This is a genomic window from Salinithrix halophila, assembly GCF_042650125.1.
Lineage (GTDB): Bacteria > Bacillota > Bacilli > Thermoactinomycetales > DSM-45169 > Salinithrix > Salinithrix halophila.
Genome location: NZ_JBHSAP010000015.1, coordinates 312889 through 339349, shown reverse-complemented (window position 1 = coordinate 339349; position 26461 = coordinate 312889). Strand labels below are relative to the sequence as shown.

Annotated in this window: 25 protein-coding genes, 1 tRNA gene and 1 rRNA gene; 4 read left to right on the top strand and 23 right to left on the bottom strand. The window is 52.4% G+C overall.

Translation table 11 applies throughout. The features are described from left to right. Positions 1-76: 76 nt before the first annotated feature. Positions 77-193 (bottom strand): 5S ribosomal RNA (rrf, locus tag ACFOUO_RS11900). 141 nt (positions 194-334) lie between these two features. Between rrf and ACFOUO_RS11895 the strand changes: the two genes are divergently transcribed. Continuing rightward, entirely contained in the window at positions 335-1204 is an 870-nt protein-coding gene (locus ACFOUO_RS11895; RefSeq protein WP_380705333.1) for a potassium channel family protein, read from the top strand. 14 nt (positions 1205-1218) lie between these two features. On the opposite strand, the gene ACFOUO_RS11890 is transcribed toward ACFOUO_RS11895, so the two are convergent. The 10 genes from ACFOUO_RS11890 to rpoN all read right to left on the bottom strand — a co-directional run bounded on the left by ACFOUO_RS11890 (position 1219) and on the right by rpoN (position 11263). Further along, positions 1219-1947 (bottom strand): alpha/beta hydrolase, encoded by a 729-nt coding sequence (locus tag ACFOUO_RS11890; protein WP_380705332.1) that lies wholly within the window; start codon positions 1945-1947, stop codon positions 1219-1221. A gap of 85 nt (positions 1948-2032) precedes the next feature. Continuing rightward, a complete protein-coding gene (secG, locus tag ACFOUO_RS11885; RefSeq protein ID WP_380705331.1) occupies positions 2033-2266 on the bottom strand; it encodes a preprotein translocase subunit SecG in 234 nt (77 codons plus the stop codon). A gap of 170 nt (positions 2267-2436) precedes the next feature. Further along, on the bottom strand, positions 2437-2637 hold the full coding sequence (locus ACFOUO_RS11880) for a hypothetical protein (protein WP_380705330.1): 201 nt from the start codon (positions 2635-2637) through the stop codon (positions 2437-2439). A gap of 64 nt (positions 2638-2701) precedes the next feature. After that, entirely contained in the window at positions 2702-3988 is a 1287-nt protein-coding gene (gene eno, locus ACFOUO_RS11875; RefSeq protein WP_380705329.1) for a phosphopyruvate hydratase, read from the bottom strand. A 29-nt stretch (positions 3989-4017) separates the two neighbouring features. Further along, positions 4018-5553 carry a 2,3-bisphosphoglycerate-independent phosphoglycerate mutase gene (gene gpmI, locus ACFOUO_RS11870; protein ID WP_380705328.1) on the bottom strand — a complete coding sequence of 512 codons (1536 nt, stop codon included), beginning with the start codon at positions 5551-5553 and terminating at the stop codon, positions 4018-4020. Then, positions 5550-6320, bottom strand: a complete 771-nt coding sequence (gene tpiA, locus ACFOUO_RS11865) for a triose-phosphate isomerase (protein ID WP_380705327.1) — start codon at positions 6318-6320, stop codon at positions 5550-5552. The genes gpmI and tpiA overlap by 4 nt, the downstream gene beginning before the upstream one ends. Before the next feature lie 38 nt (positions 6321-6358). Further along, positions 6359-7540, bottom strand: a complete 1182-nt coding sequence (locus tag ACFOUO_RS11860) for a phosphoglycerate kinase (protein WP_380705326.1) — start codon at positions 7538-7540, stop codon at positions 6359-6361. Between the two features lie 71 nt (positions 7541-7611). Further along, positions 7612-8619, bottom strand: coding sequence for a type I glyceraldehyde-3-phosphate dehydrogenase (gene gap, locus ACFOUO_RS11855; protein WP_380705325.1), 1008 nt, complete (start codon positions 8617-8619; stop codon positions 7612-7614). A gap of 52 nt (positions 8620-8671) precedes the next feature. Next, on the bottom strand, positions 8672-9700 hold the full coding sequence (locus ACFOUO_RS11850) for a sugar-binding transcriptional regulator (protein WP_380705324.1): 1029 nt from the start codon (positions 9698-9700) through the stop codon (positions 8672-8674). A 165-nt stretch (positions 9701-9865) separates the two neighbouring features. Further along, positions 9866-11263 carry an RNA polymerase factor sigma-54 gene (gene rpoN, locus ACFOUO_RS11845; RefSeq protein ID WP_380705323.1) on the bottom strand — a complete coding sequence of 466 codons (1398 nt, stop codon included), beginning with the start codon at positions 11261-11263 and terminating at the stop codon, positions 9866-9868. Positions 11264-11590: 327 nt separating this feature from the next. On the opposite strand from rpoN, the gene ACFOUO_RS11840 reads away from it, so the two are divergent. The 3 genes from ACFOUO_RS11840 to ACFOUO_RS11830 all read left to right on the top strand — a co-directional run bounded on the left by ACFOUO_RS11840 (position 11591) and on the right by ACFOUO_RS11830 (position 13494). Beyond that, positions 11591-11665: transfer RNA gene (locus ACFOUO_RS11840), tRNA-Arg, on the top strand. Between the two features lie 126 nt (positions 11666-11791). After that, a complete protein-coding gene (gene clpP, locus ACFOUO_RS11835) occupies positions 11792-12382 on the top strand; it encodes an ATP-dependent Clp endopeptidase proteolytic subunit ClpP (RefSeq protein ID WP_380705322.1) in 591 nt (196 codons plus the stop codon). Positions 12383-12762: 380 nt separating this feature from the next. Continuing rightward, positions 12763-13494: a hypothetical protein gene (locus tag ACFOUO_RS11830; protein WP_380705321.1), complete on the top strand. Its 732-nt coding sequence runs from the start codon at positions 12763-12765 to the stop codon at positions 13492-13494. 262 nt (positions 13495-13756) lie between these two features. Here ACFOUO_RS11830 and ACFOUO_RS11825 read toward each other — a convergent pair whose 3' ends face one another. The 12 genes from ACFOUO_RS11825 to ACFOUO_RS11770 form a co-directional block, all read right to left on the bottom strand. Continuing rightward, positions 13757-14818, bottom strand: a complete 1062-nt coding sequence (locus tag ACFOUO_RS11825; RefSeq protein ID WP_380705320.1) for a CHAP domain-containing protein — start codon at positions 14816-14818, stop codon at positions 13757-13759. A 465-nt stretch (positions 14819-15283) separates the two neighbouring features. After that, positions 15284-17101, bottom strand: a complete 1818-nt coding sequence (locus ACFOUO_RS11820) for a monovalent cation:proton antiporter family protein (protein ID WP_380705319.1) — start codon at positions 17099-17101, stop codon at positions 15284-15286. Between the two features lie 405 nt (positions 17102-17506). Continuing rightward, entirely contained in the window at positions 17507-17767 is a 261-nt protein-coding gene (locus ACFOUO_RS11815) for an HPr family phosphocarrier protein (protein WP_380705318.1), read from the bottom strand. A gap of 65 nt (positions 17768-17832) precedes the next feature. Beyond that, entirely contained in the window at positions 17833-18777 is a 945-nt protein-coding gene (gene whiA / locus ACFOUO_RS11810; RefSeq protein ID WP_380705317.1) for a DNA-binding protein WhiA, read from the bottom strand. 20 nt (positions 18778-18797) lie between these two features. Continuing rightward, positions 18798-19784 carry a gluconeogenesis factor YvcK family protein gene (locus ACFOUO_RS11805; RefSeq protein WP_380705316.1) on the bottom strand — a complete coding sequence of 329 codons (987 nt, stop codon included), beginning with the start codon at positions 19782-19784 and terminating at the stop codon, positions 18798-18800. Between the two features lie 17 nt (positions 19785-19801). Then, on the bottom strand, positions 19802-20680 hold the full coding sequence (rapZ, locus tag ACFOUO_RS11800; protein WP_380705315.1) for an RNase adapter RapZ: 879 nt from the start codon (positions 20678-20680) through the stop codon (positions 19802-19804). Between the two features lie 24 nt (positions 20681-20704). Next, the gene (locus tag ACFOUO_RS11795; RefSeq protein WP_380705314.1) at positions 20705-21670 is read right to left on the bottom strand and encodes an ROK family glucokinase; all 966 of its coding nucleotides are present in this window, start codon (positions 21668-21670) and stop codon (positions 20705-20707) included. A 120-nt stretch (positions 21671-21790) separates the two neighbouring features. Next, positions 21791-22255 carry an 8-oxo-dGTP diphosphatase gene (locus ACFOUO_RS11790; protein WP_380705313.1) on the bottom strand — a complete coding sequence of 155 codons (465 nt, stop codon included), beginning with the start codon at positions 22253-22255 and terminating at the stop codon, positions 21791-21793. A gap of 183 nt (positions 22256-22438) precedes the next feature. After that, positions 22439-22942, bottom strand: coding sequence for a CBS domain-containing protein (locus ACFOUO_RS11785; protein ID WP_380705312.1), 504 nt, complete (start codon positions 22940-22942; stop codon positions 22439-22441). Between the two features lie 192 nt (positions 22943-23134). After that, positions 23135-23464 carry a thioredoxin family protein gene (locus tag ACFOUO_RS11780; RefSeq protein ID WP_380705311.1) on the bottom strand — a complete coding sequence of 110 codons (330 nt, stop codon included), beginning with the start codon at positions 23462-23464 and terminating at the stop codon, positions 23135-23137. Between the two features lie 27 nt (positions 23465-23491). Continuing rightward, positions 23492-25234, bottom strand: a complete 1743-nt coding sequence (locus ACFOUO_RS11775) for a tetratricopeptide repeat protein (RefSeq protein ID WP_380705310.1) — start codon at positions 25232-25234, stop codon at positions 23492-23494. Positions 25235-25368: 134 nt separating this feature from the next. After that, positions 25369-26319 carry a ribose-phosphate diphosphokinase gene (locus tag ACFOUO_RS11770; protein WP_380705568.1) on the bottom strand — a complete coding sequence of 317 codons (951 nt, stop codon included), beginning with the start codon at positions 26317-26319 and terminating at the stop codon, positions 25369-25371. Between the last annotated feature and the right edge of the window lie 142 nt (positions 26320-26461).

Here is a 26461-nt window from a genome sequence, read left to right as displayed (position 1 = left end):
TTGGATATAGTTCCCTGACCCTTTCCCTACAGCCTCAGGCATGAAAAAAGCACCCGCCGATTGCGGGTGCTACTTCGCCTGGCAACGTCCTACTCTCCCAGGGGCTCGCGCCCCAAGTACCATCGGCGCTGGAGGGCTTAACTGCCGTGTTCGGGATGGGAACGGGTGGATCCCCTCCGCTGTCACCACCAGACAAAAAGTATAATACCATGCTTGATTGGTTTTGACAAGGAGAAAACGAAAAAAATCGGGGTTTCCCGAATTTTCCGTGTCATCGGCCTTCCTTCTCGTGATATCATCACCAGGATTAGGTTTTTAGGGAGGAGACCTCCATATGAAGGTAGATTTGAAGTCACTTTATCGAAAATCGGCTTACCGCCTCCAGATGGCGTACGAATTGTTTATCGTGTTTATCACATTTAGTTATACCATTCTCTTGATCAGTGAAGCCATGGATACGCTGGAAAACCATTCGTGGTTTACCGAAGAGCGTCTTATCTGGATTGACCGCATGTTACTCACCTGGTTTTGGCTGGAATACCTGATCAGACTCTGTTTCAACAAGGATAAATTCGCATTTATCCGCCGGAACTGGATTGACATTCTGGCGATGATCCCCCTGGAATCCTATTTTCGGGCGTTGCGGTTATTAAGGGTGGTTCGCCTTCTGCGGCTGGTACGGATGTCCTCCTTTTTATGGGGCTTTTTACGAGCCCGCCAGATCCAGGTTTCCTTCGGGATTGCCCTCTTGATCATCCTGTGGGGGGCGGGAGGTGTCTACCTCTTGGAACTACAGAGGAATGAAGGGATCGATTCGTTTTCCGATGCCATCTGGTGGGCGGTTGTCACCACAACCACCGTCGGATATGGAGATATCTCCCCCGTCACTTTCGGTGGACGGATGATCGCCATCGTTTTGATGTTCACCGGGATCGGCCTGATCGGCTCGGTTACCGCCAGCGTAGCGGCCCACTTTACCCAAGTTTTGCATCACGAAAAAGAAGGGACCTGTGACGAGGACCGGATCCGTCGCCAATTGGTGGAGACGGCCATGGGACAGTTGGAACGAATTGATGAACTGAGTCCGGCAGAGTACGATTCCCTGCTCCACCTCCTGCACCACCTCCGGGAAAGACAGCCTCCTTCAGAAGCCTTCCCTGTAACAACAACTCCACCGCATCGGAATCACGGGATTGGAGAGTAATGTTAGGCCCTTCATCATACATGACGGGTTCGGCTCCAGGAGATCGGTCGCTGGGGCTCCGTCTCTTTCAAGCCGAGGAAAGATTCTGTCTCTTCTAAAACACGCTCTACCTCTCGGTCCATGCATAGGAGGTGGCGGGATCGGTGCAAGACAACAAGTCGTTTCTCCTCAGCGGGGATCCGGTTGTAAATGTGGCGCGCCCCTTTAGGATGGGCCAAATCATCCTTTCCACCCTGAAGGATGAGAGTGGGCTTCTCCAGTTCTCTGTAGACCGGTTCGACGGTCTTCATTAGGCCGTGCAATTCACCGATAGACCGGACAGGGGAACGAAACAGCCGGCGAAGGTATTCCTTCAGATAAGTTCCTGTGGGGTTTTTTGCGTGTTTTAGTACATCCGCCATCCCCCACATCAATTCCGTTGGGTTCGTAAAGACCGGTGGACTCATCAGGACCACCCGGTCCACCACCCGGTAATCCCGGGCGAGAAGCACCGTCAAGAGCGCTCCCAGAGAAAAACCGATGACGCTGACTCCTGAACAGACCCGGCTCAATTGATCCAATCCGTTTTCCGCGCTGGTAAGCCAATCTTCCCAGTCCACTTCCCTCATCGCGTCCCGGCCTTTGCCGTGGCCAGCCAATACAGGGGTAAGTACCCGTCCCCCGTATCCCTTGATCATCCGGGCCACAGGCATCAGGTCTTCCGGAGAACCGGCAAACCCATGCAGCAACAGGTATCCCTTCATTCTCTATGGACTCCTTTCCAAGGGATAGTCACCGGATAAAAAAAACAGCCGGGCTCCCCCCGCTGTTCTCATGATCGAACCTCTCTCACTGGATGAAGTAACCCGCTGTCAGGGTAAGTACCATGAACAGTACGGCCAAGACGATGGTGATCTTGCTCAGCAGGGCATCGATGCCCCGGGCTTTAGTCTTGCCCATCAGGTGCTCAGACGCACCCCCGATGGCTCCAGAGAGCCCCGCACTCTTACCGGACTGAAGGAGGACGACGAGAATCAGTCCGACGCTGACGATAGCCAGCAGGATATCCACTGCAATCTTCATCTATCATTACACCTCCCGCCGGTGTGAAACTCCGTTTTCACATGGTCATAATGTACCATAAGGTGCCACGCTTTTCAAGAAGATAGCGAAGCACCGGCTAAGCGGAACATCAAGTAAAAAACCGAACCGCCGCATGGGCAGGTTCGGTTTTTTTATACCAAAGCAACCTTTTATTCCCCAGGTTGCTCCTGGGCACCATAAGCCATTGCAATAACGGTATAGCGTTTTTCCGTATGGGGGATTACCTGTTGGACGATAACGGAGTCGGCCTTATAGGCATCCCGAATCTGTTGGGACGCTTGAGAAAGTCCGTTGGCCAAGTTATCCTCCCTCAGATCCAGCTCAAGGAAGACCTGCAATTCCTGATCCATAGTGATTCCTCCTCTTTAAAAAAACCGGACGCGCATCGGACGTCCGGTTGTCTTTTTGGGGAGATCAGCCGCGCAAGTTGTAGAAAGCCAGTTTGCCCGGGTACTGAGCGGTTCCCGCTAGCTCTTCTTCGATACGCAGGAGCTGGTTGTATTTGGCGACACGATCCGTGCGGGAGGGGGCCCCAGTTTTGATCTGACCGGCGCCTGTTGCAACGGCGATATCCGCGATAGTGGTGTCTTCCGTCTCCCCAGAACGGTGAGAAATCACGGCGGTATAGCCCGCTTTTTTGGCCATTTCGACAGCGTCGAAGGTTTCCGTGAGGGTTCCGATCTGGTTTACCTTTACGAGAATGGAGTTGCCGACCCCTTTTTCGATCCCGTCAGAAAGGCGTTCCGTGTTCGTAACAAAGAGATCGTCACCCACAAGTTGCACCTTCTCGCCGAGGCGCTCGGTTAATTTCTTCCACCCATCCCAATCGTCTTCAGCCAGACCGTCTTCGATGGAAACGATCGGATACTTCGAAACCAGTTGCTCGTAGAAGTCGATCATTTCATCCGCGGATTTCGTCACACCCTCGCCTTCCAGACGATAGGAGCCCTCCTTATAGAGCTCTGTGGAGGCGACGTCCAAAGCCAACAATACCTCTTCCCCCGGCTTGTAACCTGCCTTTTCGATGGCGGTTACAATCGTTTGCAGGGCTTCTTCATTGGAGGAAAGATCGGGGGCAAAGCCGCCTTCATCGCCGACAGAGGTGGAGAGCCCTTTTTCTTTCAGCACCGCTTTCAAGTTGTGGAAGATTTCAGCTCCCATGCGCAGACCTTCCCGAAAGCTGTCTGCTCCAACCGGCATTACCATGAATTCCTGGATGTCCACGTTGTTGTCGGCATGTTCTCCACCGTTCAGGATGTTCATCATCGGTACAGGCAGGGTCTTGGAGTTGAAGCCGCCCAGATAAGTATAAAGGGGAACACCGAGGGCCTCGGCAGCGGCACGAGCCACAGCCATGGAGACACCCAGGATGGCGTTAGCTCCCAACTTCCCTTTGTTCGAAGTTCCGTCCAGTTCGATCAAAGCCTGGTCTATAGCCGCCTGGTCGGAGGCATCCATCCCTTCCAATTCCGGGGCAATCACTTCGTTTACGTTCTGAACGGCTTTTAAAACTCCTTTGCCGAGAAAACGTTCCTTGTCCCCATCCCGCAGTTCGACAGCTTCATGAGCTCCGGTGGAAGCACCGGAGGGAACAATGGCCCGACCGAGGGCACCTGATTCCAGTACAACTTCCACTTCGACGGTTGGGTTGCCACGAGAGTCCAGTACTTCGCGGCCAAATACATCGATAATAGCAGTCATGCGTCATTCCTCCTTGGAGTCTTCAGGGTTTATTCAGCGATGGAACGGCCTGTCATCTCCTCCGGTTGCGGAATACCGAGGAGTTTCAGCATCGTTGGAGCGACGTCGGCCAGAATGCCGCCTTCGCGCAAGCGGACGGATTCGTCCGTCACAATACAGGGAACCGGGAAGGTGGTATGTGCAGTGAACGGGCGGTCCTTTTCATCCAGGACCATATCGGCGTTGCCGTGATCAGCGATGATCACAGCGGTGCCGCCCTTCTCTTGCAGGGCACCGACCACACGACCGAGACACTCATCAACGGCTTCCACCGCGCGGATGGTCGGCTCCAATTTCCCGGAGTGACCTACCATATCGGGGTTGGCGAAGTTGAGGATGATCGTATCGTGGATCTCCTCGCCGATCGCCTTTACCAGCGCATCCGTCACTTCATAGGCGCTCATTTCCGGCTTTAAGTCGTAAGTGGCTACATCCGGGGAGTTGATCAGGATACGGTCCTCTCCCTCGTAGGGTTGCTCACGGCCACCACTGAAGAAGAAGGTGACGTGAGGATATTTCTCTGTCTCGGCGATCCGGAGTTGTTTAAGCCGATGGTTGGAAACCACTTCTCCATATGTGTTGACCAGATCCATCGTATTAAAGGCGATATAACCGTTGACCGCGTCACTGTAGTGGGTGAGACAGACAAAGAAAAGATTGTCCGCCCGTTGTTTTCCCCGGTCAAAACCTTCGAAGTGGTCATTGTTCAGCGCCTGGGAAAGTTGGATCGCCCGGTCAGGACGGAAGTTAAAGAAAACAACCGAATCGCCCTCCTTAACTTGTCCCCGAGGGTTTCCTTCCTGATCCACTAGGACCGTCGGTATAACGAACTCGTCATATACTTCCCGAGCATAGGATTCCTTGACCGTACGAATCGGATCGTCACTGCGGGGGCCGGTAGCATCGACCATGGCACGGTAGGACTTCTCAATACGATCCCAGCGCTTGTCCCGATCCATGGCATAATAACGCCCATGAATCGAAGCCAGGGTACCGATACCCGTCTCCTTTATTTTTCGCTCCAGCTGTTCCAGATAGCCGATGCCGGAATCAGGCGGCACGTCCCGTCCATCCAGGAAGGCATGGACGAAAACCTCCTTCACCCCATTCTTTTTTGCCAAATCGAGAAGAGCAAAAAGGTGGTTGATGTGGCTATGGACGCCGCCATCAGAAAGGAGTCCCATCAGGTGGAGACGACTATCTTTTTTCTTTACGTTCTCTACCGCACCGAGCAGGGCGTCGTTTTTAAAGAAGGAGCCGTCTTTGATTGACTGGGTAACCCGGGTTAGGTCTTGATATACAACCCGCCCAGCACCAATGTTGAGATGCCCCACTTCAGAGTTGCCCATCTGACCTTCAGGCAATCCAACCGCATGGCCAGCTGCCCCCAGGGTGGTGTGGGGATATTGAGACCATAACCGGTCAAAATTGGGCTTGTTCGCCTGAGCAATGGCATTACCGTGCTCCTCATCCCGAAGGGCAAAGCCATCCAGGATAATCAAGGCGACAGGAGCCTTTTGACTCATCCTTCTCCACCACGCTTAGCTGCCGCTTCGACCAGGCGGGCGAAGGAGTCCGCGTCCAGGCTGGCACCGCCGACCAAGGCACCGTCAATATCCGGCTGCTCCAGGAAGGAATCGATGTTACCAGGTTTCACACTGCCCCCGTAGAGGATGCGTATATCATTGGCCACTTGCTGATCATACTGATCCGCCACCGTTTTTCGCACGAAACGAATGACTTCTTCGGCATCCTCCGCGGTAGCGGATTTGCCGGAACCGATGGCCCATACCGGTTCGTAAGCAAGGACGACCTGAGTTACTTCGTCGGAAGAAAGCCCTGCTAAGGCTTTGACCACCTGCTCTCGAACCACTTCCTGGGTCCGATCCGCTTCTTTCTCCTCAAGCGTTTCCCCAACGCAAACGATGGGTACCAAGTCGTGGGAGATAGCAGACTGGGTTTTTTTATTAACGGCTTCATCCGTTTCGGCAAAATAGGTCCGGCGCTCGGAATGGCCGATCACCACGTAGGGAACACCCACGGCATTCAACATGGAAGGCCCGACTTCACCGGTGAAGGCCCCTTCCTCTTCCCAGTGCATATTTTGAGCACCGATGCCGATCCGGGATCCCTTGGCGGCTTCCACCAGGGCGGGAAGCGCGACGAATGGAGCGCAGAGAACCGTTTCCACGCCTTCGGCTTCGCCCTTTTCCCGGAAGGAAGTGAAGTACTCCAGGGCTTCGTTCACAGTCTTGTACATTTTCCAGTTACCTGCGATAACAGGAGTTCGCATCCTTTCACCGCCTTTGTTTGATTGGTCTTTCGGTGGCCTCACCGATCGTTGAGAGCAGCTACGCCGGGAAGGGTTTTTCCTTCCATCAGCTCCAGGGAAGCACCGCCTCCGGTGGAGATATGATCCACCCGCTCGGATAACCCAGCCTTGCTGACAGCCGCGGCGGAGTCTCCGCCGCCGATGATACTGAAGGCTTCCGATTCAGCAACAGCCCGTGCAATAGCGAAGGTACCTTCGGCAAAGCGGTCAAATTCAAATACCCCTAAGGGACCGTTCCAGATGATGAGTTTGGAGTTCCGGATAATCTCCGCGTACTTTTCCCTTGTCTTCGGGCCCATATCCAATCCCTGTAGATCCTTGGGAATCGCGTCGGCAGCCACGGTCTCCGCCCGTGCGGCAGGGGAGAATTCATTGGCCACTACCACGTCTTCCGGCAACAACAGATTGACTCCCTTGGCTTTTGCTGTCTCCATGAATTCCCGAGCCAGATCCACCTTGTCCGGTTCGAGGAGGGACTGACCGATTTCCAACCCCTTCGCTTTGAGGAAGGTATAAGATAGCCCGCCACCGATCAGAAGGTTGTCCACTTTATCCAACAGATTTTCGATAACCCCGATTTTATCTTTCACCTTGGCCCCGCCGATGATGGCCGTAAAGGGGCGCTGCGGCTCCTGAAGAGCTCTTCCCAGAGTCTCCAGTTCTTTTTGCATCAGGAAACCTGCCACTGCTGGAAGATGCTCAGCGATGCCCGCTGTGGAGGCATGGGCGCGGTGGGCCGCCCCGAAAGCGTCGTTGACATATAGATCTGCCAGTTGGGCAAAGGCATGAGCGAGACCCGGATCGTTCTTCTCTTCGCCTGGGTAGAAGCGGACGTTTTCCAGCAGAAAAACATCTCCGTCATGCATATCCTTGATATGGTTTTCCACTTCTTCCCCGATGGCCTGGTCCGCTTTGGACACGGTCTTTCCGAGTAGCTCGGAGAGCCGCTGGGCTACCGGGTCAAGGCGCAGGTCGTCGACGACTTTTCCCTTCGGTCGGCCCAGGTGGCTAGCCAGAATCACTTTGGCCCCTTGATCGGCCAGGTATTGAATCGTCGGCAGCGCCGCCTGAATCCGGTTGTCGTCGGTAATCTTCCCTTCCTCCAGGGGAACATTGAAGTCCACCCGGCAAAAAACACGCTTCCCGCGAAGGTCCACATCACGGATCGACTGTTTATTCATGGGTTTTCGTCCTCCTCGGCATGAGAAAGAGGAGAGTAACCTCCCCTCTTTTCTTCCCCTTCATTCTAGACTTAGAGCCCTTTTTTGGCAATGTAGGTGATCAGGTCAACCATACGGTTGGAGAAGCCCCATTCGTTGTCATACCAGGAAACCACTTTCACCATGTTACCGTCCTGAATCATCGTGGACAGGGCGTCGACAATGGAGGATTGAGGGTCGCCGTTGTAATCTTTGGACACCAGCGGTTCATCAGAGTAACCGAGGACACCTTTGAGCTTGCCTTCGGCTTCTACACGCAGGGCGTCATTCACTTCGTCTACAGTGACTTCTTTATCCAACTCGGCGACAAAGTCCACCACGGAAACGTTGGGGGTGGGAACGCGCATGGCAAATCCGTTCAGCTTGCCGTCCAGTTCAGGCAACACTTTGGCAACAGCTTTAGCGGCACCGGTGGACGTCGGGATAATGGACATGCCCGCTGCGCGAGCCCGGCGTAGGTCTTTATGGGGGAGATCCAGGATTTGCTGATCGTTGGTGTAGGAATGGACGGTGGTCATCAGACCCCGGCGGACACCAAACTTCTCATGCAGCACTTTTACAACGGGAGACAAGCAGTTGGTCGTGCAGGAAGCATTGGAGATGATGTGGTGGGTGGAAGCATCATACTTGTCTTCGTTGACTCCCATCACGATCGTCAGGTCTTCGTTGCTAGCTGGGGCGGAAATGATTACTTTTTTGGCACCGGCTTGACGGTGCTTCTCAGCATCTTCTTTTTTGGTGAAACGACCGGTGGATTCGACGACGACTTCAATACCAAGGTCGCCCCAGGGGAGTTGGGCAGGATCGCGTTCAGCAAGGACTTTAATTTCACGACCGTCTACCATCAGCCCGCCGTTGGTCACTTCCACGGTCCCGTCATATTGATCGTGGACGGAGTCATACTTCAAAAGATGAGCCAAGGTGTCAGCGTCAGTCAGGTCGTTAATCGCTACAACTTCCACTTCCGGGTTCTTCATCGCAATGCGGAAAACCGCGCGACCGATACGTCCAAATCCGTTAATTCCAACTTTAGTTGCCATAAAAATCCCTCCGTTAAGTATGGATCAAAGTGAAAAAACTAGCCAATGGGAATCAAGTGTTTAGATTAGTCAGGACGGCTCTCGCCGCCGCTTCGTCGGTAATGAGTGTGTCTTTGCCAGCAACAGGCAGGATAGCAGCAACAGCCTCCGCTTTTGCAGCGCCTCCCGCCACAGCGATGACCTTATCCACGTTGACCAGATCTTCCAGGTTGAGACCGATACTCCGACCTCGATGGACAATCTCACCCCGTCGGTTGAAGTAATAACCAAATGCTTCACCGATCGCTCCGTCCTCCTCTAATCGACGAAGCAGTCCGGGGGAGGATTTTCGCCTGGCCGCCATGGCCCTAGCATCCCCAATCCCATGTACGACAATCCTAGCGGAACGCATCAGCTCCAGCATCTCCTGAATATGCGGTTCCTTAACCAGGGTCTGCCGGGCTTCCTCGGACAACTGATCCGGGACATGAAGCAGCCGATAATGACCCCCTGCTTTCTGGGCCATCAGAGAAGCAATGTAGTTGGCCTCCAACTCCACTACCTCGCCAAGACCGCCCCTGGCCGGAACAAAAGTCGTCTCTCGCAGGCCGGGGAAAGCACTCATCATCTCCGCCGCAGCGGCGAGAGTCGTCCCACCCGCTACAGCTACAACCTGATTCGGACGGGCAGTTATCTTCAGGATCCGGGCCACAGCTCGACCCATCTCCTTTTTTACCCAATCCGAACGATCCGAATCTCCAGGTACAACAACCACTTTTTTCAGTCCGAGAGACCTTTGCAGCCGGGTTTCCAATTCCGTGAGGCCAAAGAGTTCCTTAATTAGCGGCTCCATGTCAGCCACCAGATCCGATCCTGCATCGGAAAGTTTCATGCCGACACTCTCAATGCGTACCAATCCTCGTTCCCGGAGGAAGTCGACTTCACTCCGCAATACCCTCTCCGTCATCCCCAGGGCAGCAGCGAGGCTCCTTCGGCCGACAGGCTGCATCAATTGCAGATGACGCAGGATCTCATACCGTTTTTTCAGTACTTCCATCAAGTCAGGCAGCAGCTTGCTTTGCAGTTCCAGGATCGTGTTCATCCAACCCCTCCGGCCTCCGGGACTAAATATGTCCCATGTAGCAATTTTCGTCCCAACCAGACCAAAAAAATGGGATGACCACTTTGATTTTAGCCAATCCCTTCTGTTTTGACAAGATCTAATTCACCCAAAATCAGTGGTTTCATGATGTTTTCCGCTCCGGTTTCAGACCTCTTCTTCGTATCGGCGCCTCATCTGGGAGGATCCCAGCCCCATCTCTTCCCTGTATTTAGCAACCGTGCGACGGGAAATCCGCACCCCTTCTTCTTCAAGGATCCCGGCGATCTTTTGATCGGAAAGCGGCTTTGATTTATTTTCTTCCGCGATCAGGCGTGCTATTTTATCTTTTACGCTCTGGGCGGAAGTATTCCCCCCGGTTTCGGTGGCCACCCCAGACTGGAAAAAAAAGCGGAAGGGAAACAATCCGCGGGGAGTCTGCATATATTTATGCTGGGTCGCCCGGCTCACTGTTGATTCGTGAAGCTCCAGAGCCTCTGCCACCTGGCGCAGGGTCAGTGGCTTCAGACGGGAAATCCCGTGTTCGAAGAACTCCCTCTGTTCCTCCAAGATTGCCCCGGTAACCCGGTGAAGGGTGTGTCGCCGTTGTTCGATGCTTTTCAGCAGCCACATCGCCGATTGGAGCCGGCTTTTGATGTAGGAAGCGGCCTGCTTTGCCCCTTCATCCTCTCGATCTAACATCCTTTCATAGTGGGTGCTAATACCGAGGCGGGGGATATATCCCTCATTCACGACCACTTCCAACATCCCGTTCCTCTCCACTACAGACACGTCTGGTTGCACATAACGGGGAGAATCGAAGTTATAAGCAAGCCCAGGCCTCGGGTTCAATTGGCGGATGCGATCAGCCGCCCGTTGCACATCGCTAACGGAACATCCCAGTCGCCGGGCCGCTTTCCGGTAACGCCCTTCCGCTAGATCCGTCAGACAATGTCCGACGACATCCAGGGCAATCGGGTCAAGTTCTTCCTCCCGCAGGAGTTGAATCCGGAGGCACTCAGAGAGGGAGCGAGCCCCGACACCTACAGGGTCAAGAGAATGAATGATCCGAAAACAACCTTCCAATTCCTCTTCGTCGATATTAAAGCGCTTACATATTTGTTTGGACGGCACCTCCACATAACCGTCTTCATCCAGGTTTCCGATAATATAGCGGCAGATACGATGTTGCTTCGAATCGAGAGAGAGAAGCCGGATCTGCCCCTCCAAGACATCGGTCAGCGTTTCTTCTGAAGCAGTCACCCGCTCTAGAGACCGGTCTTCTTTATCCCAATTGATACCCGTGCGCCTGCCTCCTTCTCCCCGACGCAAGAAAGCCGCCCAGTCGGATAATTTTTCTTCACTGACATGAAAGGGCTCATCCTCCTTCGACGGGGGAGGTTCTTCCATCTCCAAGACTGGGTTTTCCATCACTTGCTCTTGTATATACTGGATTAAATCCGCAGCCGGATATTGCAGTACTTGAATCGCCTGGCGCAATTCGGGGGTCATCACCAACTTCATGCGCTGCTCCTGTGCCAGGCCATAGCCCATAGACAGAGCCATATGTGGTCACCTCCGCGTTTTTCAGTATATGTGGCGCCGATCACTTTTGATGCTCGCAATCCGGCGCGGCTAAAAGTGAAAAAGGAGGTTAAAGGCCGAACAAACTGGGAAGAATAAGGAAAGATAACCGGATGCTTTTCTATCTATTCTAGCACAAAGCGCTAGTGGTTACTTTTAACAAAAACTGTATACTCCCTTGCCCCTCCGGTATTCGGATCGCCCAAAACCCCGAAGGCGAGTTAGACATGGGATTTTTCCAATAAATCCTCTTGCTTTTTCGTCCGGGCTTCGATATAATGTTCTTTGTCGCTGGATAATAGAACATATGCGCCTATAGCTCAGGGGATAGAGCACTGGTCTCCGGAACCAGGTGCCCAGGTTCGAATCCTGGTAGGCGCACCACGAAGAAGACGGTATCCGAATCGGATACCGTCTTTTTTCCCAGAGGTTTGACCTACGTTGACCTTTGTTGATCTTTTGGGTTATCATGGAACTGCAATCGATCCACCTGACAGAGGAGGAACCGACATGAACCTGATTCCTTATGTGGTAGAACAAACCAACCGCGGGGAACGGTCCTACGATATCTACTCCCGCTTGTTGAAAGACCGCATCGTCTTTTTGGGCAGCGAAATCAACGATGCCGTCGCTAACACGATCGTGGCCCAGCTTCTATTCCTGCAGACTGAAGATCCCAACAAGGACATCCAGCTTTACATTAACTCCCCAGGCGGATCCATCTCGGCTGGCTTTGCCATCTATGACACGATGCAACATGTGAAGTGCGACATCCAGACCATCTGTGTCGGTATGGCTGCATCCATGGGTGCTTTCTTGCTCTCCTCCGGCACCTCGGGTAAACGGCTGGCGCTTCCCAACAGCGAAGTGATGATTCACCAGCCCCTGGGCGGAGCCCAAGGCCAGGCATCCGACATCGAAATCAGTGCTAAACGAATCCTCCGTATGAGGGACAAACTGAATCATCTGCTGGCAGATCAAACCGGTCAGCCTCTGAAAAAGATCCAGCAGGACACTGACCGTGATTTCTTCATGGATGCAGCGGAAGCAAAAAAATACGGGATCATCGACAACATCATCACCCAGCCGCCGGCAAAGTGATCGGGTTAATTTTAAGGCCGGGCCCCACAGGGCCTGGTCTTTTTCCTGATTTCCCCTTCCTTGACTAACCCATTCGCTGCGTTTTTTTATCTCTCACAGAAAGGGGTGGAACAATGAATTCCTTTGATAAGCAGGATCGTCAATTGTTCTGGGTTTGTATGGTTGTCGCTGCCGTCATGTTGCTCGCCTTTCTTCGGCAATTTTTCTCGTAAGCCGGGAATGCCTCCGGTTCTTTCCAACTATTCCGCTAATTTATAAAGTCCTGCCATGACTGGGATCTCCCTGTATCCTTGATAGAAAATTCATTGCCTGATTCCCGTATATTATGATACGCTGACGAGGGGACAGGATGGGCAGGCTGAGGAGGCTCGACAAAGAAATTGAGGACTGCCGCTCTCGCTTTATTGATTGGTCTACTTACATTCACGGCAGCCCCTTCCGCCTTCGCTGAAACCCCGGAGACTCAGCTTCAAGGATCCTACTTCACCAAAGACGGCAAGCATTACGTCGAAGTAGCCCTCCCAAACGCCGACCACCCTCAGGGAAACTGGATCGTCACCCTCAATGGAAGCAACGAACAAGTGTCGCCTGAAGGATCACAATCGGAGCAATTTACTTCCAATTATGACGATCTGATCGAAGGAAGGAACTATCAGGTGATCGCCGTCTGGTACGGTAAGAACGGCGGCACGAACGCCGATTTGAGCGCCTGCTTCCAGTTTACGGCCAAGGATCCTGCGTCCAATAAGGGAGAAAAGGTTCAACTCCGGGACTGCGGCTTCAAGCCGGCCCCAGCCCCTAAAGATTCGGGCCAGAACCTTCCCGCAGCAGATGATTCAAACGCCTCTGCCGGACAGAATCCCCAAACGGACGCAGCCTCCGACAAACCGACTGAGGATGGAAAGACCCCGGATGCATCCGTTGAACAGAAAGCTGATTCTCCCAGCAAGGAGGAGACTGGCAGCTTATTCAACCTAAACAGCGCTTCGAAAGAGGGCGGGAAGCTTCCGGATACCACCCTATCCGGTTCCTGGGCAACAGCCGGCCTACAGTTGGTCGTGACCGGCTTTGCTCTCTTAGGCTTCCGCCGCGCCCATTCCGAAGACCGGTAAGTCTTTTTCGATCACATGGAGGGTTTCCGAGAGACAGTCTCCCGGGAATTTCGGCCTGTATGGCGAAGGAACCGTGTATTGTACATCGCCACACGATTTCATATCATATCACGATGAAACCGAAAACATGCAGATTAACACCCTAAAACGGGGAATCCATCATGCCCATCGCTCCCATGACAGGCCTTACCGCCTGTCTTTTTTCTTGTTTCTCACGGGAAAGCCCCAAAATGAAAACGACCCCTGAGGGGGTCTTCCATTCTTAATTGAGATGGATGTAATTACTGACGGAACCTGCCGAAACCGTTCGGCGTCCAAACCCGAACCGGGTATTGTAATTGTATTCCTCAACCGTCACGCTGGAACCTTTGACAGCCGTAACGTAAGCTACATGGCCGAAACCACCTGTCTGGTTGCCCGCATCCCACTGTGCGATTGCCCCGACCCGGGGTGTTCGGTTCACCCGATAACCGAGACGCCGGGCATTGTTATCCCAGTTTGTTGCGTTGCCCCAGCGCCCGCCACCCATGGTGTTAGCGAATCGCTTGCCGTGCTGGTTCATACGCCAGGCAACGAAGGAGGTGCACTGGCGGTTGTAGAATCCCCAGGCATCCACTCCGACGGTACTGGCAAATTTAAAAGGATAAAGGGTCGCATCTACCAGGGAAAGCTTGTTTAAGGCCTCACGTAATGTCTCTTCTTTTTGGTTGAGGCCAGCCAGTTTCTTCTCCGTCTTCCGGATTTCTTTTTCTACTTTGACGTAGATTTTGCGTGCTTTTTCCGCTTCCTCTTGCTGTTCTTTTGCTAAACCCTCGTATTTCTCCTTTAGGGCTTTCTTCTCATCCCGGATCCGTTCATATTTCTCCATTAAGCTTCGGTCACGAAGTAAGATCAGACGCAGCGTCTGGAAGCGGGCAAGAAACTCCTCGATGGAACCAGCCTTAAGGAGAGATTGCATATTGCCCATTTCCCCGTTCTGGTAGATGATACGAATACGATTTTTAAAAAGGCGATCATAATATTCCAGACGCTTCTCGTTTTTCTTCTGCTCTTTTTCCACTTCGGAGATTTTGCGGTTGGCCTTCTCAATCTTTCCTTCCATTTTCACGACCTTTTCTTTTTGAGGTCGAATTTTTTTCTCCAGCTTTTTCAGTTCCTCCCGTACCGCACCCTTCTGATCCCGGATGCCCTCCAGCTCTTTCTTCTTATTGTCGGTTCCCTCACCGTGAGCTCGTCCCGGTTGAAGGACCCCCGCGATCAGGATGGCGGTCAACAGAACAGCGGTCCAAAACCGGCCTCCCTTGCGGTACGGCAGTAGATTCACCCCATACCATCCTTCTCTGAACCCAAGCAGGATCACCCACCCCCTCACCTGATTAGGGAATGTCTGCCTCTTGCCGCAATAAATAGCCCAGAATAGACATGTCCCATTATGTTATTCGCAACGGCTGCTATTTTTGTGTCCACTTCGGTAAAAAATAATAGATTTCCGGATCAACCTTATTCTTCTGCTCCTTCTCCATTCTCCCTTTACGGACAAATTCCTTCTTTTTCCTGGTGATTCGGCTTCGGGATGCGCGCAGTAGTCACTAAAAGCCGATTCCTAGGGCTTCCTTCTACCAATGGTCCCCTTCGGATCCCGACTTTCAGCCTATTGTATTAAAAATCGACAAGTATATAATAAGAAACCAGAAAGACCAAGACCAACAAGATAAAAAAAGGCAAAAAATCCCGACTGGTTAACCAGTCGGGATTTTTGCTCTGTACATGTACAGGTTTTTTACTTTTTTCATCCGCCTAGTAGACGGCGGAGGCGCTGGACGTGTTCCGGGGTATCACTGATAATTAACCGATCACCGAGTTGGATTACCGTATCGCCGTGGGGGACAATCACCTCATTCCCCCGCATAATACGGAGAACAAGAGATTCACCCAGCAGATCCAGATCTCGGATCCGCATGAAATGGTAGCGTTGGTTGTTCATCGGGATTTCTTGTAGGTACCCATGGGTAGTCACCAGTTGGATCAGGGAGGGAAATTCAATCATCGCCTTGACTAAGGTTACATTCGAATAAAACGCGGATACCACTTGAATTCGGCTTTCCTTTGTGAGATCGGGCTTCGCCTCGATGCGGGCAATCACTTGTTTGACCCCTCGCTCTTCCGCAAAACGAGCAATCTCCAGGTTTTCCTCATCCTCATTGGTGAAGGCGATGACGATCTCTTTATCGAAAACCCCCTGCTCTGCCAGCCGGTCAAGGTCCCGCGACGGCAGTTCCACCACTCGAAAAGGATGGCGTTCCAGGGGTTCTAGATTACTTTTATCCGACCCGTAAAGTTCAACTTCGTAACCATCCCTACTCAAATCCCGGGCCAATTGCAAGGTGACCGGATTAAAACCGATCAGGGCGGCATTGGCTATCCGATAGGTTTCAGCGTCAGGAACCAAGCGTTGGAAAATAACCGGCGAGGTGAGCACCGTCACGACCGCGGCCAGCACCAAGGCCGTATTCGTGGTGTTGGTGATCAGCCCCATATCCATTCCCACCGCTCCTGCTGCCACCACCAAACTCAAGGTAGAACCCAGCAGGATACTGGAACCGATCGATTCCCTCCAGCCAAAGTGGCGTCGGAAAACCGGAATCATTACCAATTTGGACAGATAGAAAGCGGCCAGGAGGAATGGAAAGAGGAGAAGCGCTTGGGTATCAGCCAACAAGCCGGCCACATCCAGTTTCACTCCCACCATGACAAAAAAGATGGGAATAAGGAAGCCGTAGCCGAAGGCGTTCAATTGAGAAATAAATCCCTTGTCCGGTGCCAAAAGTGAGAGAAGAGCCCCAGCTAGGAAAGCCCCCAGGATATTCTCAGCCCCCACTCCTTCCGACAGTGTTACAAAGAAGAGGATCAGTGCAAAAACACCCCGGGTACCAATGGAGACGGTCTCCCGTTGGGCCTTTTCCATGATTTTTGTCTTCTTAAAGAAGTAGATAAACCAATAGACAAGAAAGACCGCCAAAAACAGTCCAAGGATTAATAAAATACTGGTGACCCCTTCGGAAGTCCGGTTAAATGCAACGTAAACAGCCAAGAAAACCATCGTCACCAGATCGGCGACCACGGCTGTCAAAAGTACCGCTTGGCCGAGAGGGACATCTAGTAACCCTTTATCCTTCAGTACCGGCACCGTAACGCTGACGGATATGGTGGAGATAATTAACGTCATGAAAAAAACATCATTCACGATCCCCGCGAGGGAAAGCATCCAAGCCAAAATGAAGGAAAAGAGAAAAATCCCCGCGAAAGCAACCAGGCTAACCTTTAGCGGATTAACAGAACTCTTTCCTTTACGGCTCTTTTGAATCAGGTCAAAGTCAATCTCCAGACCGGTAAGAAACATCAGATAGATGATGCCAAGAGTGGACAGAAGCTCTAAAACCGTACCCTGTTCCACGACCGAGAATCCGCTTTGTCCCAAAAGGATTCCAGCAGCGATCTCCGCTACTGCCACGGGAAGGGCGTTCCAATGCATCCGTTGCAGCAAGATGGGGATGAAAAAAGCAGCGATTACCACAATCATAAGCGATAAAGAAGCATGGCCTTCCATGGAGGGTGCCTCCTTTCATGAAACTAGAGCGGCTTCGGCTCCTAACCTAAACGGTCTTTCTATTGTTGGCTTTTTTTCGTCTGATCATGTTTTCAGCCAACTCATACTGAGCCAACATTCATAGGTCCCGATCATACCGTGTCAGTCTCTGATGGTCAAGAGGCTACTTATACCAACAGAAACCCCGGTCCGTTATTGCGACCGGGGTTTTAAGTCTCATAGTAGTCGTTGAATCCCGACTGCCGTCCATCAGTAAATATAAGGAATCAGACGCCAAGTCCTCGTGGCGAAACGGCGTGAGCACTAAAACGCCTGTCAAAAAAAGCAACCGGTTCCCGCCTTCAGTCGGGAGCAGTCGCTTTTTTTGACAGGTTCGAGCTCTTTCTCTATCCGATTCAGAAACTTTTAAAGTTCCTCTTTGCTGACGATGGCAGCCAGTGCTTCGACAGCTTCCTCTGCATCAGAGCCCTCAGCGGAGATGCTGATCTCTGAGCCGTTGGAGACAGCCAAACTCATAATTCCCATGATGCTTTTTGCGTTGACTTTTTTTGCTTCTTTGCTGACAAAGACCTCAGAAGAATACTTATTGGCCTCTTGAACGAAGAGAGCTGCTGGGCGGGCATGCAGACCCGTTTTCAGGTTGACGGTCACGTTTTTTTCTGCCATCGGAAAATCCCCTCCATGGGTTAGTATTGGATTGTATGGATAATCCCGGGCCAAGCCCGGACGGATCAACTTCGAAATGCGGCCGGATCCCTTAGTTTACCGGCCATTTCGTCCAACTTTCTAAGCCGGTGGTTGATCGCGGATTTGCTCAATTTACGCGGAAGCATCTGCCCTAATTCAGTAAGGGAGATTTCCGGGTGTTTCAGTCGCATTTCCGCTACCTCTCGGAGTCGATCGGGCAACTGGTCGAGACCGATCTCCCGATCGATCAGACGGATATTTTCCACCTGACGCATCGCTGCTTGGATCGTCTTATTCAGGTTGGCCGTTTCACAATTGACCAACCGATTGACGGAATTACGCATATCCTTCATAATCCGGACATCTTCAAACTGGAAAAGGGACTGGTGAGCCCCCATAATATTAAGGAGTTCCCCGATCTTATCTCCTTCTTTCAGATAGACGACAAACCCTTTCTTCCGTTCGATCCATTTGGCGTGAAGACGATACCGGTTTAATAGGTTGCATAAATCCTCACTATGGTCCTGGTAGGTGGAAACAAGCTCCAAATGATAGGAGGCACTGTCTGGATTGTTGACGGAGCCCCCCGCCAAGAAAGCCCCCCGCAGATAAGAGCGGCGGCAACACTCCCGGGTGATCAAAGAGGGGTCAATCCCCTGGACCCGATCCAATCCTTCCCCCAAAATACGCAAATCCCGCAAAATACTTTCCGAACCGCCTCCTAGACGAACCGCATAGGTGTTGTTTTTCTTAAGCCGTACTTTTCGGCGCACAAACACTTCCGGATGGAGTCCGTAACGCTCTTTAATCAGGCTGTAGGTACGGCGGGCGATTCCGTTGTTCTCCGTGGTAACTTCCAGACTGATCCGACCTCTGCTTAACGAGAGGGCCCCATTCATGCGAACCAGGGCAGATAATTCCGCTCGCTGGCAGCAAGGCTCGGCTTGGATGCGGGTCAGTTCCTGTTTGACAGTGGAGGCAAAAGACATCGGACATCCCTTCTTTCACTTCACGGCTTCCGAATCAACCGAATGATGCACCGGCTCAAAAAGGAAGCATCGTGGCGGAGCACATCCCGGGTCTGGATCAGGTTAGCAGCCAAGACCTCGCATCCAAACTCCCGGATACGACCAACATCCGGAAGCACCGGAGAGGCCCCTTCCTCGGCATAACGCCGTTGGATGGATATTGGCGGCAGTTCGTCATTCACAATCACGACATCAAATAGGCTTTTTCCCACATGACGATGGATAGCCGCCACATGATCGGCAGCGGTGTAGCCATCCGTTTCTCCCGCCTGGGTCATAACGTTGCAAATATAAATTTTCTTCGCTTTGGAGGCTCGAATGGCGTCGACCATCCCCTGGACGAGGAGATTGGGTAGGATGCTTGTATAGAGGCTGCCAGGCCCGACAACGATGCCATCCGCCTTTTCGATGGCTTCTAGGGCCTCATCCACAGGGCGGGCCTCAGGAGGATCCAGGAAAACCCGCCGGATTTTCCTCCCCGATTTGGGAATGCGGGACTCTCCTTCCACCAGGCTTCCGTCAGCCATTTCCGCCTTCAACGTCACGTCCTGACCGGTGGAAGGCAGAACCCGTCCGCGAACAGCCAGCACCCGGCTCATTTCTTGGATGGCATGGTTAAAGTCCCCGGTAATATCTTTTAATGCTGCGATGATCAGGTTTCCCAAATTATGCCCAGCTAAACCATTACCGTTTTGAAAACGGTATTGCAGGACTTTCTCCAGAAGGGGCTCTGTGTCAGCCAACGCCACTAAGACATTGCGGAGATCTCCCGGCGGAGGCATCTGCATGTCGTTCCGAAGCCTTCCCGAACTTCCCCCGTCATCCGCTACCGTCACAATAGCGGTGATTTCTGCAGGCAACCGCTTCAACCCCCGCAACATGACAGAAAGTCCGGTCCCCCCTCCAATCACCACCACGCGCGACCTGAAACGACCCGTTCTTTCCCTGTTGTTTGTCAAAAAGGACACCTCTTTGGCTCGATCCCTCAGCCGTTTTTATCGATGTCTCGGTGCGCCGATCGGGTCCATTCTTTTTCCTGGAAACATTGATTCAGGTATTCGGCGATCGCGACGGATCGATGCTTACCACCGGTACAGCCGATCCCCACCACCAGACTGGTCTTCCCTTCCCGCCGATAATGGGGAATAAGGAACGCTAGCATATCCGTTAATTTTTCGAGGAATTGCTTGGTTTCTTGCCATTTCATGACGTATTCGTAAACGTCACTTTCCTTTCCCGTCCGGGGTTTAAGAGACTCTACATAGTGGGGATTGGGCAGAAAACGAACATCAAAGATTAGGTCGGCATCGATGGGGACGCCATATTTAAAACCGAAGGATTGGAAGGAAATATTCAAGGTATTCTGCCCCGATTGGTTGAAGCGGGAGACGATACGGTCTTTGAGTTGAGCGGGCTTCAGACCGCTTGTATCGATAATCTGGTGCGCCCGTCCCTTGATTTCCTCCAAGAGCTGCCGCTCTATACGGATTCCGTCCATCGGGGTACCGTTTGGCGACAATGGATGTCGGCGGCGTGTTTCTTTATATCTTCGAACCAAGGCCTGATCACTGGCATCCAGGTATAAGATCTGATAATGAATGCCATGATGTTTCTCCAACCGGTCCAAGGATTCAAAAAGAGAAGAGAAAAAGTCCCGTCCACGCAGATCGATAACCAAAGCTGCTCGCTTCATCCCGCCGGATTGCTCCAACAACTCCGCAAGTTTGGTCAGCAACACGGGGGGCAAGTTATCAATACAGAAGAAGCCGAGGTCTTCCAAGCTCTGCATGGCGACGGTTTTACCCGCGCCTGACATGCCTGTGATAACGACGAGATTGATTTCTTTGTCAGATTTCGCAGTCACTGGCGACCCCCGCTTTCCTTTATTCTATGCCATTCTCCGATTCATTTTCTGCTTGGCAGTCAACCCCGCGGCACCAATGATTCCAGCATCGTTACCCAGTTGGGCAGGGAGAATCTGCACCCCAGCGGAAGCATGGGAAAGGCAGCGCCGGGTATAAGCTTCCGTCAGCGGGCGGAAGAGGAGTTCCCCAGCTTGGGAAACCCCGCCTCCGATGATGAAGGCTTCCGGATTATTAACCACGGAGAGAATGGCCAATACCCGTGCGAGAGCGACCGTCGCCTCGTCAATCACATGGATCGCGACGGCGTCGTGTTCTTTGGCTGCTTCAAAGATATCCCGGGCGGTCAGCTTCTCTTTTTTGGCGGCCAGAGATGTCTGTCTCCCCTCAGAGATCGCTTCCTTCACAAGGCGAACCATTCCGGTAGCGGAGGAAATGGTTTCTACACATCCATATTGACCGCATCCACACAAGGAACCATCCTCCACCACTTGTATATGGCCGATTTCACCGGCAAGTCCCGATACACCATGCACCAATTGGCCCCCGACGATAATCCCTCCTCCAACTCCCGTACCCAGGGTGACACAGATTAGGTCAGAAAAGCTCGCCCCAGCTCCGCTCCAGGCTTCACCCATGGCGGCAACATTGGCATCATTGTCGATGGCGACGGGAACACGCAATTCTTCTTCGAGGATCTCCTTGATCGATACGTTTTCCCAGGGGATATTGGTCAGGCGGAGAATCTTTCCGCCCGGGATATCCAGGAATCCTGGCAGTCCCAGACCCAGGCCGCCGACTTCTTCCCAAGGGGTATCCGTCTCGTCAGCCAGCCGGCGAATGCTTTTAGCCATACGGCTTATACCAGACTCGGCCTTTTCATCAGTTAGCGTTGGTTCTTCCATCTTATATAGGAGTTGACCCTTCTCATCCACGATTCCCAGCTTCATACTCGTACCGCCAAGATCGATCCCGATATAACGTTTTGCCAATGTGATAACCCCTTTCCTTTCAAGGAGTGCTCCTTACTTTCCTTCGCTAAAGCAGCATTGATTAGCATTCGCCTTCATTATACCGCATGATCAAGGAAAGGGCATTTCGTGACGACCGAATCAGCCGGTGTGGTGCCACGCATGGGAGAGGAGTTCTTCCTCAGGAGAATAAACCAGCTTCCCGATCAGAAGGGCACCTTCAGGACGGAGGAGTCGGGTCAGAATCTGCCGATCCATCCCCGAAGTGGGAAGAGATGGGACATGCGATACGGGCTGCCAGCATAACTCCCCTTCCGGAGATCTCTCCAACATTTCTCCTCTATGGCTGTCCGCAAGAAACGTAAACATCATCCATTCTTTATCCCTTTTCCCTTCGTTCTCCATGCACATCGTGAAAACGCCGCCCAAGGTAGGATTTTCCAGGATCAGGCCCGTCTCTTCCCGATATTCCCGGCAGACCGTCTCCAGTATGGTTTCCGTCGGTTCCATCTTCCCCCCGGGAGCAACCCACCAACCACGGCGTGGTTTTTTCAGAAGCAGAACCTGGTCCCCTTTCCTCAATAGGCAGTTCGCAACGCGTTGCATCCGTTTTCACCTCTGTATCTTCTAGGATATCACCGAATTCGACACGGAACAATGCGAAGCCCTACAGCACAAAAAACGCGGGATACAGCACCCGCGAAACAATTAGCTCGATTCCCCTATCCATTATACCTGAATCTCCTGCAATGAAGAAGCCACCGAAAGGCTTCGGCGGCTTCCCTACCTTTACATCCGATTGACCAGCCCTTCCTTTATAGGTGGGGCCTCTCTTTTTCCCCGGAGTTCCCGTTCCAGGAATTCATGCTGGAAGTACTCCGTCACCTTCTCCATCAGGACTTTCCGTGTCAGGATCCCTTCGAACCGATTGTGGATATCGATGATCGAAATATAGGGACGGTCGATCAGGACGTCGAATGCAAAAGAAAAGATCGAATTGGCAAGGATTCCCGAATGGTTTTTGTTCATCGCCTCCCGCACCTGTGATTGCGAAAGTTTAGCAAAGTCAAAGTCATTTCGGGTCAACATGTAGTCAAGAATATTGGTCTTGCTGATGACACCTTCCACCTTGCCATCCCCGTCAATAACGGGAACCGAGGCGTACCCTTTACGAGTGAGAACCAGCAAAGCCCGTTCCAGCGTCCAATCTGGACGAACCGTTACCACTTGGTCTCCCGGAATCACCAGCGGCGCAATCTCCTGGACGAACAAATGCGTTATTTGATTATTCATGGCGACACAATCCTTCATTGGTCTTTTTGGCCAAGTCTCTCCATGACCAGCACCGGGCAGGCTCACCTTCACGCTAGCCGTGGATATCATACGTCATCCAGGCAGAAAACGTCCATCTGTGGGATGCCCACTATGGATATCCCCTCTTTTGGCCAGTCCAAACCTCTCTTTCATTAGAAAAAAAAACCCTCATCAGAGAGGGTGAGGCTTCGTCAATTCATTGAAGAAAAGCACCACATTTTCTTCTTTTTTCGCATCTTTGCTGGGGAGACGAGCTAGTTCAGCCCCGTCGCGGAAGAGGATGAAGGTGGGAACTCCTTTTACGTTGTACTCTTCGGCAATCTGGCGCGATTCGTCAACATCCAGTCCACCAAAGCAAAAATGGGAAGAGTACAGCCTCTCCCACTCAGGCATGGAGAAAGCGAGACGTTTGCAATCAAAGCACCATTCCGCACTGAACTCCACCATCTTGACACCCTCTGCAATAAAGCTCTTGAAGGTGCTTTTGTCTAGTTTCTCCATCGTCCCTTCCCCTCTCCCCCTACGGCGCTATTTGGAATGCCATGAAAACTGCGCGTCTTTCCGTTGCACGCGGCAGGCCTGTTCCAGAAGGCGGACATGACGCCCCACCGTGGAAGAGGAAACATCGTGCTTTCTGGCGACGCTTTCCTGGGTGAGGGAAAGGCCGTGTAACCGAGCTACCACATACTCCAGGGCAGCCGCCCACCCCTCCACCTTGCGAACCTCCGGTAGGTGAGGATGGTGCTGTCGAAGAAATTCCGCCCAAATGATCTGAGCATCGTTCATATGGGTGATGTCGTACTGGCCACTCATCCTTTCCAGACAGCAGTTCAGTACCCGTTCCCATGTTTCCAGCCAGGAGGGCATCTCCTGGGAAAGCTCATAGGATTGGATTGTTACATCCCGCCCATCGAGAACTGCCCGATAGGGAGTATCTGCTCCAACACGCTTCAAAACATAGAGGGCCATTCGCTTCAACTCATCATCTTCATCGGCCCGCATAAGAAAGCTTTTCAATACCTGCTCGACTTCCCGGTCCGCGATCCATTCAAAGACCTGGATCACCTGCATTTTGGTTTCGAAGTCCCCGTGGTTCAAAGCCCAAAAGAAGGAAGAGCGGATCAAGGGATTCTGCTTGATCTGATCGGGAAGGGGGTCGGTCTGTTGGTCTAATTGGGAGAACTGCTCTTCAAAGGGAAGCTGGTAATGATAACTGAGTGTCGGTACCTGTTGCGGGCTGTAATCCGCCCAGGTCTCCAATTGGTTCAGATAGAAACCGGGAATCTCCGAAGAGGGATCCAAATTTCGAACCACTCGCCAGTATTTCTTCGCCTCAGCGAATCGCTTCGTATTGAAGGCGGCTACAGCTACATAGTGGAAAAGGCTCGGTTCCGGATTCCGCTCCAGTTTGAGGAGTTGCTTGAAAAGCCGGTAAGCAACAGGATGCTCACCCAGAATTCCCATCGTGGTAGCCAGTTTGTACATATGCTCCAAATGGTAGGGAGCCCATTTTTTCAGCATTTCCACCAATTGACCACGGTGTTCCCGATCCCCGTTGTGCTGGGCAAGCACTGCGAGGTTACACAGGGCATGTAGATTGTTAGGGTCTTCCTTCAACACCTGGCCAATCGTATCCATCGCTTTATCCAACTCACCCGTGTAATAGTAGGCAAGAGTCAGGTTGTTCATGGCTGCGGAAAAGTCAGGATACTCTTCCACCAGTTTTTTTAGGGTTTCGGTCGCTTGCAGGAAATTACCGGCCTCAAGGTAAGACCGGGCTTCCTCATGCCGCCGCAGCCACTCTTTCTTCGGTTTCGCCTCGGGTCGTCGGGGCTGGCGGCCTAGCTCATAAGCCAACATGTCCAACATCTCTTCCGCTTCTTCAGCGAATTCGCCCTCCGGTTCTTCCTGGAGGTAATGGACCAGGTACTCCTCCGCTTGCTCAAAATCGTCCATGTTGGCAGCATTGTTGGCCATATAAAACCAGCATTCGTTCAGTTCTGGATCGACTTTCTCCAGAATGGTCCGAAGGACATCGTTGGATTCTTCGAAACGACCCATTTCGGATAGGATTCCTGCAAGGTTGCACTGGTTAACCGGATTTTCCGGCTCTTTTTCCACCGCTAGGCGAAAATACTTTAAAGCTTTATCATATCGGTGCCGGTCCAGAGAACGGACTGCACGCTCAAAAAAGAAGCTGGCGTCCAGCCTCAGCCGGACCACTTTTCGCTCCTGAGTCTGTTTTTTAGCATCCGCATGTTGTTTTTTCATCGGCATCCCCCACCCCGTCAGGGTATTGAGGCTAAAGCTGCATACATCGAACAAAGTATACCACACTTACGGGACCCTTACATACCCGCAGGGTGCTGCAACTTCCCTCAACCTTTCTCATCGTACATGATTAACTACATTCCCGCTCGAAACAGGGTACTGATCGAGCCGCCTTTTTCGATTAGGTGGATCGCCTTCGATAACAGCGGCGCCACTGACAACACCGTGAACCGATCATTGAGAAATGACGAGTCGACGGGGACGGTGTCGGTGATAACGACTTCCCGGATCCCCGGATTGTCCAGCTTTTTTATCGCATCGGCGGAAAAAACCGGGTGGGTAGCACAGACATAAGCTTGTTTTGCTCCCTTCTCCCTCAACCCTTCGACCACACTGACGATCGTGCCTCCCGTGTCGATCATATCCTCAATGATGATGGGGGTGTGCCCTTTCACTTCCCCGATGATATGAGTGATACTGGCTTCGTTATGTGCAGGTCGTCTCTTCATCATAATAGCGAATGGCGCATCCAGGTAGGAGGCCAGTTTTTCCGCCGTCTTGACTCTACCGGCATCGGGAGAGACAACGACCGGATGATCAATCCGTTTTTCGCTGAGATACTCTGTAATCCGATCCAGGGCTGTCAGGTGATCCACAGGGATATGGAAAAAGCCCTGAATCGCAGGGGCATGGAGGTCGAGAGTGATGACCCGATCCACTCCGACCGTGTGCAGGAGATCAGCCACTACTTTGGCCGATATCGGTTCTCGGGGTGCATCTTTCTTTTCTTGGCGAGCGTAACAGAAATAAGGGAGAACCGCGGTCACGCTCCGCGCCGAGGCCCGCCTGGCCGCATCCACCATAAACAGGAGTTCCATCAGATGATCGTTAACCGGGTGAGAGAGGCTCTGTACCAAGTAAACATCGGCGTTGCGAACACTCTCCTCATAATGGATATAGATCTCTCCGCTTTTAAACCGGCTGATGCGGACCTTCCCCGGTTGCATGTCCAACTCTTCGGCCATCTTTCCCACCAAATCCGGGTTGGACGTTCCCGAAAACAGCATCGCCCCTTTGGAATTCATCAGATCCCCCCTGCCGAATATGGAACCGCAGGCCATACGGCTGCTGCGGTTATGAACAAAAAAGACCGGCCCCAATTCCTTTGATTTCCTCCATTGTAAGGATAGTCGACCCGGCACGTCAATGTCCTCCTATATAACCAAC

Bases quoted from the DNA above. Each gene is read 5' to 3' on its own strand.
- ACFOUO_RS11895 (WP_380705333.1), top strand. From the start codon at position 335: ATGAAGGTAGATTTGAAGTCACTTTATCGAAAATCGGCTTACCGCCTC.
- ACFOUO_RS11890 (WP_380705332.1), bottom strand. From the start codon at position 1,947: ATGAAGGGATACCTGTTGCTGCATGGGTTTGCCGGTTCTCCGGAAGAC.
- secG (WP_380705331.1), bottom strand. From the start codon at position 2,266: ATGAAGATTGCAGTGGATATCCTGCTGGCTATCGTCAGCGTCGGACTG.
- ACFOUO_RS11880 (WP_380705330.1), bottom strand. From the start codon at position 2,637: ATGGATCAGGAATTGCAGGTCTTCCTTGAGCTGGATCTGAGGGAGGAT.
- eno (WP_380705329.1), bottom strand. From the start codon at position 3,988: ATGACTGCTATTATCGATGTATTTGGCCGCGAAGTACTGGACTCTCGT.
- gpmI (WP_380705328.1), bottom strand. From the start codon at position 5,553: ATGAGTCAAAAGGCTCCTGTCGCCTTGATTATCCTGGATGGCTTTGCC.
- tpiA (WP_380705327.1), bottom strand. From the start codon at position 6,320: ATGCGAACTCCTGTTATCGCAGGTAACTGGAAAATGTACAAGACTGTG.
- ACFOUO_RS11860 (WP_380705326.1), bottom strand. From the start codon at position 7,540: ATGAATAAACAGTCGATCCGTGATGTGGACCTTCGCGGGAAGCGTGTT.
- gap (WP_380705325.1), bottom strand. From the start codon at position 8,619: ATGGCAACTAAAGTTGGAATTAACGGATTTGGACGTATCGGTCGCGCG.
- ACFOUO_RS11850 (WP_380705324.1), bottom strand. From the start codon at position 9,700: ATGAACACGATCCTGGAACTGCAAAGCAAGCTGCTGCCTGACTTGATG.
- rpoN (WP_380705323.1), bottom strand. From the start codon at position 11,263: ATGGCTCTGTCTATGGGCTATGGCCTGGCACAGGAGCAGCGCATGAAG.
- clpP (WP_380705322.1), top strand. From the start codon at position 11,792: ATGAACCTGATTCCTTATGTGGTAGAACAAACCAACCGCGGGGAACGG.
- ACFOUO_RS11820 (WP_380705319.1), bottom strand. From the start codon at position 17,101: ATGGAAGGCCATGCTTCTTTATCGCTTATGATTGTGGTAATCGCTGCT.
- ACFOUO_RS11815 (WP_380705318.1), bottom strand. From the start codon at position 17,767: ATGGCAGAAAAAAACGTGACCGTCAACCTGAAAACGGGTCTGCATGCC.
- whiA (WP_380705317.1), bottom strand. From the start codon at position 18,777: ATGTCTTTTGCCTCCACTGTCAAACAGGAACTGACCCGCATCCAAGCC.
- ACFOUO_RS11790 (WP_380705313.1), bottom strand. From the start codon at position 22,255: ATGCAACGCGTTGCGAACTGCCTATTGAGGAAAGGGGACCAGGTTCTG.
- ACFOUO_RS11785 (WP_380705312.1), bottom strand. From the start codon at position 22,942: ATGAATAATCAAATAACGCATTTGTTCGTCCAGGAGATTGCGCCGCTG.
- ACFOUO_RS11780 (WP_380705311.1), bottom strand. From the start codon at position 23,464: ATGGAGAAACTAGACAAAAGCACCTTCAAGAGCTTTATTGCAGAGGGT.
- ACFOUO_RS11775 (WP_380705310.1), bottom strand. From the start codon at position 25,234: ATGAAAAAACAACATGCGGATGCTAAAAAACAGACTCAGGAGCGAAAA.
- ACFOUO_RS11770 (WP_380705568.1), bottom strand. From the start codon at position 26,319: ATGAATTCCAAAGGGGCGATGCTGTTTTCGGGAACGTCCAACCCGGAT.